Origin of the sequence: Rubripirellula reticaptiva (genome assembly GCF_007860175.1) — a bacterium.
GTDB lineage: Bacteria > Planctomycetota > Planctomycetia > Pirellulales > Pirellulaceae > Rubripirellula > Rubripirellula reticaptiva.
In genome coordinates this window covers 640584-653147 of record NZ_SJPX01000003.1, presented here as the reverse complement: position 1 = coordinate 653147, position 12564 = coordinate 640584, and the positions used below count along the sequence as shown (strand labels likewise).

The window sequence follows — 12564 nt, the reverse complement described above, 5'->3', positions numbered from 1 at the left end:
CCAATTTGTCCGGAGTCGCAATCCCCGGCGGCGTTTCTGTGGTCATTTTCATTTTGGGTACCTGTGCAATTCCGGCAGAAGTCATCGTTAATCCAAAGACGAATCCAAGTGTTAATACGAAGGTTGTTCTGAGTTTCATGAGATGGCCTTTCCATATGTCCAGGAGATTTATTTATTCTTCGATTTTGGCACTCGCCGCTTCGATCGATTTTCGGAGTCGGATGCTGCCAGCGCCTCGTCACCATAGAGCGTGGATATCCAGATTCGGAGGATCGCTTTCTGAACCAATTCCTGGTTCCCGCGCGGACGGCGTCCAAAATGGTGAATCAGCAGATAAGCGTCCATTCGGTTGAGCGCAATGGCTATCGGGCGAGCCTCAAATTGCTTGATCAAGCCGGCGGCTTGATGTTGTTCGATCCGATCCGTGACAGCGACGTCGAAATCATGCAGAAAACCCGTCCAGGCTTTTTCCAACCGGCCATCCATGGGAGCAGCGTCAGAAACGGCACGCAAAATCGGCCCTTGCCGATAACAAACTCCTACCAGCCCAGCCATCGTTTCCTCGAGCAGCGGAATGGGGTCGCCCGCTCCCTCGAACCAGGGCGTGGCAGCCGCAAAGATGTCGTCTTCAATTCCCCGCAGCAGTGCCTCCATCAATTCATGAAGGTCAGCAAAATACTGATAGAACGCCGACCGACTGGTGCCGGCGAGGGACATTAACTCACCAACCGTCAACTCACGGAAGGGATGCGTCCACAGGAAATCCAATGCACTATCAAGAATCGCTTGCCGAGTTCTTTCGGACTTGCGCAACGCCGAACTCTGGCTGGGATCGTTCCTGCGACGAATCTGAGATTGTTTGGAATCTGACATGACGTCAGATTGTACTGACGTAACGTCACAATCGCAAGGAGGCGTCGAATCCTCGAGACTCGATGGATTCGGCGGTCGAGCACGTAGAGACCTCACGGCATCGAGGGCCCACGAGCAAACTCGTAGCGTGCGAGGTGAGGCATAACAATTTTGGTTGCGGGTCGATGCAAAACGAAGTTGATCGTCGCCAGTCGCTTGCAGCGAGCCTGGCGACGGGATTTGAACTCGCTAACCTTCTACTCCACAACGAGTTGCAGTAAGCCGTCTCGCCGCCGGCCGGAAGTCATCGGGCTGTTTGAACTGAACCACGAGCGTGACTCGCGCGCGCGCTGCTGATAGGGTGCCCTCTAACTGCATTGGGCGGAAAGGTATGCGGTTTCAATTGGCGGACGCTAAAGGCGCATAAGTCGCCCCAAAGAAACTCCGCTCGATCACTCGCAACTCGCGGCGGTTGGACCAACGAATGTCACATACTTTTCCGTAAGTCATTTCAGCAGTTGGAGTTTGATCTCTTTCCGTGGCTTCGTCATGTAGTCGTACTTCTTGAACCGGCGTTTTCGTAATCGAGGTTCGACGCGCCCTGGTCGATTGCCAACTTGGTGAGCGGCGATTGCGTCCATGATTTGTTGATACAGCAGCAGCCGATCGGAAAGACTGCGGTTGCTCGGTGATGCGATAAAAGGCTGAAAGGCTTCCAGAGTTTGCACCGTTGCTTTGAAGCTGATCTCTCTAGGCAGCATGCCTGCGCGGCAACAAGACTGAGCCATGATCGTGCGGATCAGGTTGTACGCAAGCACGTGAGTCCAAATCTCTTTGCGAACAAGCTCCGGTGTCTTGCAGCGCAAGACGTCCATTTGCAGAGTCACTTTCAACGAAGAGAAATCCGTTTCATTGTTCCACCGCAGACCATAGAGTTCGGCCAACTCGGCAACCGAGGCAACACGCGGGTCTAAGATGGTCGTGACGATGATGACTTCATGAGAGCGAAAGCCAGGTTGGTCCACATAGAATTTGCACTCGCGTACGGTGATGTAATCCGGGAACGACCGATAGGTTGCTCAATCGATATCGCGCATGCTTGGCTTGCCCCATCGAACGAGGTGGTCATTCTTTCCAAGCCGCTTGCCACGCCGAAAATCGGCCTTCCTCAAAGCTTTGTTGAGCCGGGTGACCATATCGACTTGCCGCTGTTGCAGCGAACAGAGGTTTCGCCAGTTGCACATCAAAGCGTCGGTGAGAACAACGTCGCCGGGCCCGAAGAGATCCCAGAGCTGGCGGAAGAGGGAAACTTCGCCTTGGCCTTTGCCTGAGTACCCCGAGACTGCAAGATCAAGGATCGCTCCGCACGACAACGAGAAGATCGCGCCGATACGAGCTAACGGGAAACCAATGCCGGGTTTTTGCTTGTTCGACTGCGGATACGCCTGTTGATTACTCGGCGTATCTGGCATGGAGATCGTTGTGCCGTCGAACATGAAGACCTTGCGGTTCTTCCATAGCCAGTCAGATTTCGCCTTCTCATCGAGTGCTGCCCCGACTCCACGAGCGACTTGCGCGGAGAACTTTTCTGGCAGCCGCTTCCGTGCCTGGCAGTAGGCACCAGTATGCGAAGAGCATGCACTTTCACCCCGGGAGATCCGATGAGCCACAAATCGAGCAACGGCAGCTCGACAGGAATGATCAGCACTGATGACTTGACCGAGAAAGATCCGAAGCGTTACGAGAGGTGTGTAGATGCGTTCGTTCCAGGCAACCTCGATCGTATCCAGCGCCTGCTGAGCCGTATCGCGAGATAAAACGTCGGCAAACGGCAACTCACCTTCTTGAAGAAACTGACGCCTGAGAAACTCGAACTGACGCCGAAACGAACGATCGCTAGAATACCGCATCCTTGGGCCTCCTTGCCGTTGATGAATCTTTGACAAATCCATCTACGCAAGCGAGGCCCTCTTTGCATATATCATTTCTGGCAAACACTTTACAGAAATCTACGTGCCATTCGTTGGACCAACTTCCGCGTCGAACGAAAAGGCCAAACTGCAGGCGGTGTCAGACACCGACGCGACTTTCGACGGGCTATTTTGGCGCACCGGCGGCCGACACCGGAGTCACCGCAGCTCAACGTTCTTGCCACGGATGGCAATTCTCACCAACTTGGCGGCACCTGTTCGAATGTGCATACCCTGACGACTCCAGCAATTGGGGGGTCACCGCTCATCAGTCTGGACACATTCGTTGCGGGCGTGCTGCCAGCTTGGTTTAGATCGAACGCTTGCTCGACGCCTGTTGTTTCTGTCGCATGGCGTGTAGCTGTTTTAGCGCTGCAACATTTTTCTCGGGCGGTGGAGGTTCAGCTTGCCTCACCGACAAACCCCGGCTTGCTCGTACCTCGCTACCACCAGTGCTTGTCCGTGAGCCTGCACTCCAAGCCTCCATTCTGCTACGCCGCCGCGACACGCGCCGCTCGCTCCACTCCCTCCTACGCACCGCTAGTTCCTCGCGACTGCTCCGTCGTTCGTTTTCGCTAATGCGGCATGTCACGCGACGGCTCCGCACTTCGAGCTGTCAGCAAGCGAGATTCAGGCGTTGAAACTGCTCAGGCAAGAAAAAAGTGTACCCAAAAAACTTGGGTACACTTCAAATGGAGAATCGACGTAAGTCGAATACACCCCACTGGATTCGAACCAGTAACCTTCGGTTCCGTAGACCGATGCTCTATCCAATTGAGCTAGGGGTGCATGCGGGCTTTGGACTCGCTTGGTGGGAATTTAGCAAGATCTTGTTGGGGACGCCAGGGCTTAGGCGTGGGTTCGGAGGGTTCGTTTTTGTTTTTTTCTTCGAGGGCTCAGTTAAGCCGATTTTGGCGGTGGTTGGGGCTTCGATTGCAACGGGTGTCCTCGGGTAAGTTAGAATTGGGCCGAGGGTTTGTGTTGCCCTGTTTTGCCCGCCTTGAATTTGGATTTTCTTTCGATGTTGTGTTTTCGATGGGTCAGTGGTGCTTGGGTTCTGATGGGCCTCTGTTTGATGGCATCTGAGTCGGTCCTGGCCGATGGATCTTGGCCGCAATTTCGCGGGGCTTCGGGTGACGGCATCGTCGCGGGCCAATCGGTTCCGGTTGAGTTCAGCGAGAACCAACATGTGACCTGGAAAACGCCGCTGCCTGGCCGGGCTTGGTCTTCGCCGGTGATCGCCGATGATGTGATCTGGGTGACGTCGGCAGTCGAGCGGACGGCGACGGACGAAGAACGCGTTGCGATGATGCGCGAGTCGGGCATCGAAGACAAGAAAATGAAACAACTGGCGATTGCCAAAGCCATCGAGCTGAAGCTGATCTCGCTCGATTTAAAGTCAGGCGACGTGCTGTCGACGATTCCGCTTGCGACGATTGAAAAGCCGGACGCGATTCATTCGCTGAACAGTTACGCATCGCCCACCCCCGTGATCGATGGGGGCTTTCTGTATTGTCACTTTGGGACCTATGGCACTTACTGTGTGAATCGAAAAAGCGGCGAGATCGCTTGGCAGCGACGCTTTCCGCTGGAGCACGGTGTGGGACCGGGCAGCTCGCCAGTGGTCGACGGCGACGTTTTGGTGCTGATCCAAGATGGCATGGACCAGCAGTATGTGATTGGACTGAACAAGAAATCCGGCGAAACGATTTGGGAGACGCCGCGGCCCGAGTTCAAGGATGCCACACCGGACACGTCAAAGTCCTACTGCACTCCGATTGTGATCAACGATTCAGCCGGCCGGCACCAACTGATCTGTATGGGCGCGCAGTGGATGGTCGCTTACGAATCAAAGACCGGCAAAGAGATTTGGCGTCTGTATCACGGCAAGGGTTTCTCGGTCGTTCCAAGGCCAGTGTTTCATGACGACGTGGTTTTCTTTTCGACGGGGTTTGGAAAGCCTCAGTTGTGGGCGGTTCGCGTCGACGGTTCGGGCGACGTGACGGATTCGCACGTCGAATGGACGTCGACATCGGGCATTCCGGCCCGACCGTCACCGCTGTTGCATGATGGATTGTTGTACGTCGTTTCGGACAACGGTGTGGCGAGCTGTTTCGACATCGAGGATGGTGAAATGCTCTGGAAAGAACGCATCGGCGGCGACTACTCGGCATCGCCTACTTTGGTCGGCGGCCTGATCTATTTTGGATCACACGACGGCAAAGTCACAGTCATGAAGCCGGGCCGAGAAGCGAATATCGTGGCGGTCAATGAAGTCGACGGCAAGATCATGGCATCACCTGCGATCGTTGACGATGCGATGATTTTGCGAACAGACTCGGCGATCTATCGGATTGAGGAATAATTAAGGAATAGTCGTTGAGCGAATCATCACAAGATTCCATTGCCGCTGGGATTCAGCGTTTGGTGTGGCTAGGTATCGCGAATTTGGTCGTGATGACGGTGCTGGCGGCATCGATCGTTTTCCTGATGCTGCCGAAACTTGAACGGGCAGTAGCGACAACCGAACGTGTGGAAGCTCGGTTCCAGTCGTTCGCCGATGACGTCCAACCGGTGGTCGGTGCGGGCGCTGGCAAAGCAGTCGAAGCGATCCGGAAGATGGACGCGGACAAGTTGTCCGAAACGGCCACCGAAAGCTCCGATGCAACGATCCGAGCGCTAGGCGAAAAGGCAAAACGTTTTTTGGAACGCGACGACCCGAAAGACGCGAATCCTTGACGGTCGAGTGAGTCCATGTATGGACTAGGATCGGGCCAGCCGGATACCTAAGGGCAATGAGTCGCCGAAGACGGCGGCTTCCTCTTCGCGATTGAGGTTTCCGCCTTCGGTTAGCAGAGTGATGAAGTGCGGGTTGGCAGACTTTTTTGCGAGGTAGTCCGCTGCCTTGGTTCTGGCCGATTCATCAAGGTCACGGTAGCGATCACCCGTTTTGCGACCAAGCTGTGCGATCGCCAGTGGACTTGACGGTTCATCCAGATCGAATGCGATCAACGACTCGATCCAGTCGGCGACTTTTGCGGACGGAACGGCTGTGTTGAGCGGGCCGTAGATTGGCTGGCGACTGCCTAGTCGTCCGAGCGCCCACAGGAGCGCCGGACGCAGCTTTTCGGTCTTCTTTCGCGGCAATTCTGCAATCGCGATGTCCCCGAGACGGATTTTTTCGGCGACCGAAAGCCGTTCCAGGGATCCAAGTAGCCGCCAGATCTCGCCAGCTTCGTGAGTTTCAAGTTTGCCTGTCTTTCCTTGCAAGCTTGCGATCAGCGGAGCTGCCAATTGTTGCTGTTGGGTGGCGGTAAGTCCGCCGGAAATTCGCCGCCAAAGAATCAGTGATTCTGTCCTCGACTGGGGCGCGGCGAAGGCGAGCTTTCCGTGCAAAAGTTTCCAGGTCTGCGTGACTCGCCAATCATCGACAGCGACGCCGTAGCCGGGCCGTAAACAGAATCCGGCCAAATTGATCCAGCGGGCTTCGTGGGCAGCCGATTTGCGACGGCCAGCCTGATCGTCGACCAGAAACTGCCACAACTCACGTAAAAGCGAAGGTGGCCAAGCGTTACGACCGGTTTCGGTCAGCTTTTGCAGTTCGTCGACAACGCGATTGGGCTTCAACGAGCTGTTTTCGCCAAAGGTCTGTGCGATTTGGGTGGCACAAGCCATGACCGTGTCCGAGTCGACGATGCCGGCTGATTCGCCGGCCCCTTCGTGCGACGTCCGATCGGTTTCGAGCGTGCTGCGGATATCGAAGTCGAGCTTCCAACGTTTACCTTGAACGACATCGACACAGTACATGCCGACCGTGCCGATCTCGGAGAGCTCAGATTCAATCAGCACACTGAGTTGTTCTTCATCGCGTCGTCGGCCGCGGACTAGCGCCGTGCAGATCGGGGGCAACGGCGACATCTGAGCGGGTTCGACGTCGACGAGTTCACCGACGCGGTCGGCCAACCGAGTGCTGCTGACCCACAGCGGAAACTGCACGGGTGCACCGACTTGTAACTGCAATGGATGCTCGTCCGCTCGGAACCGCTGCCCAGCTTCGGCATTGCCCGGAATCAGACAGATTGCAGTTGCCGGTTTGCCAGCGGAAGCGTCTTCGCCGGTGACTTGCATGTAGTACGACCGGCCGAGGTTTGCCGCGATGCGTACTCCTTGGCCACGGCGGACCATCGCATAGTAGGCAGCGCCGTGGGCAACGGCCAAGTCGAGTCGCGGCGCAGAGAGTTCGGTTGGCTGCCACGTTTCACCGGGGCCGGCGAACCAACGACTAAGAGACACGGTGACACGATTTCGGACGGCCGGCGAGACCATCACGCCGCCATTGAACAGCACCAAGTCCGGACGATCTGCCGATTCAACGTCGGCGTCATCCAGTCCGCTTCGACGGTGGTTTGACAAAAACTCGGCCAAGTGACGGGTCACACCAGGATCGGCAGCGTAGGGCAAACCGAACTCGCGGAAACCGCTTTGCACGCTGCTGGGGCGATCGGTCAGATCGGCAACCGGAAAGAAACCGTCCAAGAGAGCCGCGTCGACCTCTTCGGCCGACAATTCCACTTGGACGGCGCCCGCTAGCAGGCTGGATCCTTCGGCGGCCAAGTGAATCGTGTAGGACGATGGACGGTCGCCCGCCAGCATCGTCTCTTTGACCGCACGGGATGCCTGGATCAAGCGATCCCACTGGCCGGGCGACAGCTCCGGTGCATCTGCATGTTCGCCTCCAGACTGCTCGGCAAGTTTCTGTTCCGCAAGTTTCTTTTCGGCAAGCCTGGCGATCGCCAGATCCATGTTGTCGCCGCCCAGGATCAGGTGGCGTCCGACGGCGACGCGGTGAAACTGAACTTGGTCTTGGTTATCGCCTGCCGGTTGGACTCGGATTAACGTCAAGTCGGTCGTTCCGCCGCCGATGTCGCAGACCAGAATCAGTTGGCCAGGATGAACCGATTCGGTCCAATCGGCGCGATGACGATCGATCCAGGCGTAGAACGCGGCCTGCGGTTCCTCGATCAAATAGACTCGCCCGAGCCCGGCTTCTTTCGCCGCTTGAATTGTCAACTCGCGAGCCACTTCGTCGAACGACGCGGGCAGGGTGATCACGACATCTTGTTGTTCCAGCGGATCATTCAAATTCGCATGATTCCACGCGCGGCGAAGATGATCCAGATAGCGTGACGATGCGGTAACAGGTGACATGCGAGCGACGTCCGCATCACCGTGCCACGGCAAGAAATCCGCCGACCGATCGACTCCGTCGTGCGACAACCAGCTCTTCGCTGACGAAATTCGACGGCCGGGGTGACGTGAACCGGCGTCTCGCGCCATCACGCCAACGCAGTTGCTTGGCACGTCACCAGTTGATTGCCAGGGCAACGTCGCGCCGGTGGTTTCGGCGGGTGTCCATTGGTAGTGGAACGACGGCAGCGTTTCGCGAGACTCGATTTGCCCAACGTCGACCCACTGGGGCACTCGGAACGTTTCAACCGTCCAGTCGTTGACCGTTGTATCGACAAACGCCATCGCGCAGTTGGTGGTTCCTAAGTCGATTCCGACGACGAAGCGTGATGGCTGGTCAGTATCCGAGGTCGCAACATTGGCAGCCGCATCATTCAGAGCCGTGCCTTCGGAACCCGCGTTTGCGTTCGACACCTCAGGCCCCGGTTTCGCGGATGTTGAATTCCATCTTCCACTGGTCGTCACTGCGAGTGGAATGGCACCACAGTTCGAACATGCCAAGCTCCGTCACTCGGCTGACGAATCGAACCGGAACGAAGGGATCATCGCCAGCCGATTCGCTGGTCAACGTCAGTTCGATCGGTTGGCCTTCGACCAGTTCGTCGGGCGACCAACGATCAATCGTCTTTCCGACCGTGTCAGTTGATCGCATCGTCGACGAGAAAAAACGGAAGCGGGCGGGTTGTCCAATAACCAGTCCAACTTCGCCTAGTCCGACTTCGCCGCTGTTACCCGGTGACGCAGCGACTTCGGCTTCGCTGCCTTCTTCCATTCCTTGGGGAGCAACGCACAGCGCACGCAGTGGCCGCGGCGCGCCGGGGATTGCCAATCCAGCGGTTTCGATGCCGATGTAATACGACCGTGCCGTGCCGCCGCGAATGCGAATGCCACCGGACTGTTTCGACCAACCATAGTAGGCTGCACCGAGAGCGACGGCGGCATCGAGTTCGTCCAACCCGCCCAGCACCGTGGGCGACGAATCGGACCATCCGGCCAGAACATCGTGCATGCGAGTACGAAGCGTTTCGCTGCGGAAAACGCCGCCATTAAAGATCAAGTGAGTCAGACCCGTCGAGTTGTCCGCATGGTCGGCCAAGAACGCAGCGACTTGCTTGGTAATCGCCGGGTCGGCTTCATACGGCAGCCCGATGTCTTGGAACCCCGAAGCGACATTTCGATGGGGCCGATCACCTTTGCTGCAGACAGGAAAGAACCCGTCAACGATCAAAGCGCGTGCATCGTCGCGAGTGATCGCGGCCGAGATCGTGTTGCCGATCAGTGAACTGCCACGACCGAGCACGGAAATCGTCTGCTCGTCGTTTCCGTCGTCCGACAACAGCGATTCTTTCGCATCACGACAGGCGTGCCATAAAGAAACGCTTTGCCATGGATCAAGGTCGTGACCCTCGGCTTGCATGCGAGTGCCGACATGGTGCGCCAGCGCCAAATCCATGTTGTCGCCGCCGAGCAACAAGTGATTTCCAACCGCCAATCGATTCAGAGTCAGATCACCATCGGTTTCATCCACGTTCACCAACGTCAGGTCGGTCGTACCGCCGCCGACATCAATGACCAGCAACACGTCGCCGGCGGAGAGGGTTTGTCGCCAATCGGCTGCATGCGTCGCCAGCCAGTGATAGACCGCGGCCTGCGGTTCTTCGAGCAACAAGAAATCGGCGGGCAATCCGGATTCCACCGCGGCTTGGCGAGTCAAGTCGCGAGCGGCTGGGTCGAACGAGGCCGGGACGGTCAACACGACCTGCTGTTCGCGTAGCGGCGCGTCCGGATGTGCATCGTGCCAAGCGGCGACGAGGTGCGTCAAGAATCGGCGAGTGCAATCGAGCGACGAGACTTTGGTGACTTCCGGCGGCGATTGCCACGGCAAAACCGCTTCGGTCCGCCCCACGCGGCCGTGACACAACCAGCTTTTGGCCGCCACGACCACGCGCTGAGGATTGTCGGCCGATTGAGCGCGGGCATAGTGACCGGCGATGCCTTTTTGTGGATCGCCAACCAGCGACGTCTTCAGCGATTCGACTTCGCCTTCACGAGGCAAATACAGGAACGACGGCAGCGACGATCGCGATTCGACTTGACCGGGACCAACGAGCTGGGGAATCGGCAATAGCGAGATCGAAGGCTCACTTGCGGGCGTCTTCGGTGCGCCCTGCGACTCTGGTGAATCCGCTGGTAACCCGGCGATCGGCGTAAAGGCAACGACCGAATTCGTCGTGCCAAGGTCGATTCCGACAGAAAACTTTGCAGCCATAAAACTAATTTGCTTTCACTTGAGCAGGCGCGATCACGTTCGCATCGGCGGCCTGGCCAGACCACTCGGGCAATTCGACTTTGGCAGCTTGCCACCCCGGATGGATCAGCTTGCCAGAGGCGGCCGTTCCTTCGCCAACCCACTGGTATCGCATCGGCGAAGGACTGTCGCCGACTACCACGGTCGATCCTTCAGCATCGTCGACAAGCGGCTTGATTTCAAACAACCGTCTCAGCGTACCACCGCACTGTTGCAGACACGGTCGAGCGGCGGCGCCGACCTGAGCGTCGGAGTACTTGCCGAGGTCTTCCTGCAGCAGGTCAATCAAACGGGCTTCTCGCTGCAACGTGGCCAGCAAGGTGACGGCCGAGTCGCGTGCGGGCTTGGCAGGCAGAATCGGCTTCGTCGGCTCGGCTTGCTTGGGCGATTCGAGCGCCGCGGGTTTCGATGCCGCGATCGGTTCCCCGGCGAGCAATTTGGCGATTTGATCGGACTTTTGTGCGTCGAAGAGCGCAGCCGAGAAGGCTTTCAGTGCGATTCCGAGTCCCATGAGTGTTTACCCTTGCCGTTTACGTGTTTTTTACGACGTTTAGGGTTGGCGATCCGGTCGGGGCCGTCAACGGGTGGACGGGAACCGCGATGGAGTGGACGCGACGACCGAAATCAAAGGAACTTGATCAGACCGCCGGGTAAATTGCCGCGAAGATCATTGTGACCGTCAAGGCCGAGAACCCCAGCGCGGTGCTCATGGGCGAGATCGTTTTCAGTCCCTCGCTTTCCGTCATGCCGCTCATTCGAGTGATGATCCAAAATGCACTGTCGGTCATCCACGAAATCGGCTTGCTGCCCGCACCGATCGCCATCGCCAAGTAGACCGGATGAAACGGCAACGAATCGGCTTGGGCCAGCCCCTGCAAGACTCCGGCCGCCGTGATCATCGCGACGGTTGCCGAGCCCTGAAGCGTTCGGATCGCTGCGGTCACCAAGAACGCGACGGGCAGGATCATCAATCCGGGAACACCGCCGGCAAGGTCACCGACGGCTTCTTCGATTCCGGCCTGGCGCAGCATCGCACCGAACGCACCGCCGGCGGAAGTGATCAGAATGATGTTGCCGGCTGACGCCAGCGATCGACCGACCAGCGTCGCTCGAATGCGGGCCGGGCAATTGCGCAGCAACGAAAAGGCGAAAACGACCGCGATTCCCAACGCAATGTTCTTATCACCGAGACTGCCCAGCACGTCCGTGGCCACCGAAGATTCGATTCTGCCGGATTTCAACAGGTACGAAACGATCGACCCCATCGCGATCAAGACAACCGGAATTCCGATCGGCAGCAGCGAGGCGAGCAGCGAGGGCATTGGCATCGCGTTTTCTTCGTCCGTTCGCACGGGGCCAGCTGAGTCGCCTTGAGTTTCTTCGATCGACCGCAACGGCACGTCAACAAAGTGGTTGATGACGCGGGCAGCAAACAGCGACAGGATGCTGCTGACGAAGCCGATCGACAAACCAGCAATCATCATCGTGCCAACGTCGACACCGATGATGCCGGCAACCAGCAAAGGGCCGGGTGTGGGCGGAACCAGCGAGTGTGCGATCGAACCGCCCGCCAAAATCGCCAAGATGAACAGCACGTAGTTCGCGCCGACTTTTTCGCGCAAGCTGCGAGCCAGCGGCACCATCAAGTAAAAAACGGTGTCAAAAAACACAGGAATGGCCAACACAAACGCGCTGACCGCCATCGCCTCGGGGGCTCGTTTGGGGCCCACCAGTTTGAGCATCCGATCGACGATCACCGACGCCGCTCGCGATTCCAGCAAACATCCGCCGACGACACTGGCTAGTGCGATCAGAATTCCGATTTTGCCGGCTGTCTCTCCGAACGCCTGCCCCAACCGACTGGACGGCGACATTTTCAAGATCGCGGATGCATCAACGGACGACATTTGGCCGCCAGAGACTTGAAATTCGGTGAACCGGGTGATCGGTTCGCCGGTTGCTAGAACAGCGACCAACATTCCGGCCAACAGCAGCGTCAGAAACGCGTGCAGTCGAAAAACCAAAATGCTGACCAGCACGACGGCGACGGCTGACGAAACAATGATCCAGATATTCATAATAAAGTTCCAAGATCGCACTTGCTGCGACAACTTATCCACCCTTGGTGGCATCACACCTCGAAGGGTTTTTGCATTAACCTAACGCTTAGCGAGGTGAGCGTGTGCT

9 protein-coding genes and 1 tRNA gene are annotated in these 12564 nt (G+C 57.5%); 2 read left to right on the top strand and 8 right to left on the bottom strand.

Translation table 11 applies throughout. The annotated features are described in order from the left end of the window. Positions 1-168: 168 nt before the first annotated feature. The 4 genes from Poly59_RS15395 to Poly59_RS15380 all read right to left on the bottom strand — a co-directional run bounded on the left by Poly59_RS15395 (position 169) and on the right by Poly59_RS15380 (position 3611). Complete coding sequence (locus Poly59_RS15395) at positions 169-873, bottom strand: TetR/AcrR family transcriptional regulator (RefSeq protein ID WP_146534982.1); 705 nt, start codon at positions 871-873, stop codon at positions 169-171. Positions 874-1358: 485 nt separating this feature from the next. After that, positions 1359-1877 (bottom strand): transposase, encoded by a 519-nt coding sequence (locus Poly59_RS15390; protein WP_186776282.1) that lies wholly within the window; start codon positions 1875-1877, stop codon positions 1359-1361. A gap of 54 nt (positions 1878-1931) precedes the next feature. Then, positions 1932-2687 carry an IS4 family transposase gene (locus tag Poly59_RS15385; RefSeq protein ID WP_186776281.1) on the bottom strand — a complete coding sequence of 252 codons (756 nt, stop codon included), beginning with the start codon at positions 2685-2687 and terminating at the stop codon, positions 1932-1934. A gap of 850 nt (positions 2688-3537) precedes the next feature. Beyond that, positions 3538-3611, bottom strand: a tRNA-Arg gene (locus Poly59_RS15380). Between the two features lie 232 nt (positions 3612-3843). On the opposite strand from Poly59_RS15380, the gene Poly59_RS15375 reads away from it, so the two are divergent. Both Poly59_RS15375 and Poly59_RS15370 read left to right on the top strand, forming a co-directional pair. Then, positions 3844-5187, top strand: a complete 1344-nt coding sequence (locus tag Poly59_RS15375; RefSeq protein ID WP_146534979.1) for an outer membrane protein assembly factor BamB family protein — start codon at positions 3844-3846, stop codon at positions 5185-5187. Between the two features lie 14 nt (positions 5188-5201). Beyond that, on the top strand, positions 5202-5561 hold the full coding sequence (locus tag Poly59_RS15370; RefSeq protein WP_146534978.1) for a hypothetical protein: 360 nt from the start codon (positions 5202-5204) through the stop codon (positions 5559-5561). Between the two features lie 24 nt (positions 5562-5585). Here the strand turns inward: Poly59_RS15370 and Poly59_RS15365 are convergent, their stop codons facing one another. From Poly59_RS15365 to Poly59_RS15350, 4 genes are all read right to left on the bottom strand, one after another. Beyond that, complete coding sequence (locus Poly59_RS15365) at positions 5586-8483, bottom strand: Hsp70 family protein (RefSeq protein WP_246151673.1); 2898 nt, start codon at positions 8481-8483, stop codon at positions 5586-5588. Between the two features lies 1 nt (position 8484). After that, positions 8485-10338, bottom strand: coding sequence for an Hsp70 family protein (locus tag Poly59_RS15360; protein ID WP_146534977.1), 1854 nt, complete (start codon positions 10336-10338; stop codon positions 8485-8487). A 4-nt stretch (positions 10339-10342) separates the two neighbouring features. Continuing rightward, complete coding sequence (locus tag Poly59_RS15355) at positions 10343-10888, bottom strand: DUF2760 domain-containing protein (RefSeq protein WP_146534976.1); 546 nt, start codon at positions 10886-10888, stop codon at positions 10343-10345. A 127-nt stretch (positions 10889-11015) separates the two neighbouring features. Then, positions 11016-12455, bottom strand: coding sequence for a GntP family permease (locus Poly59_RS15350; RefSeq protein ID WP_146534975.1), 1440 nt, complete (start codon positions 12453-12455; stop codon positions 11016-11018). Positions 12456-12564 lie beyond the last annotated feature (109 nt).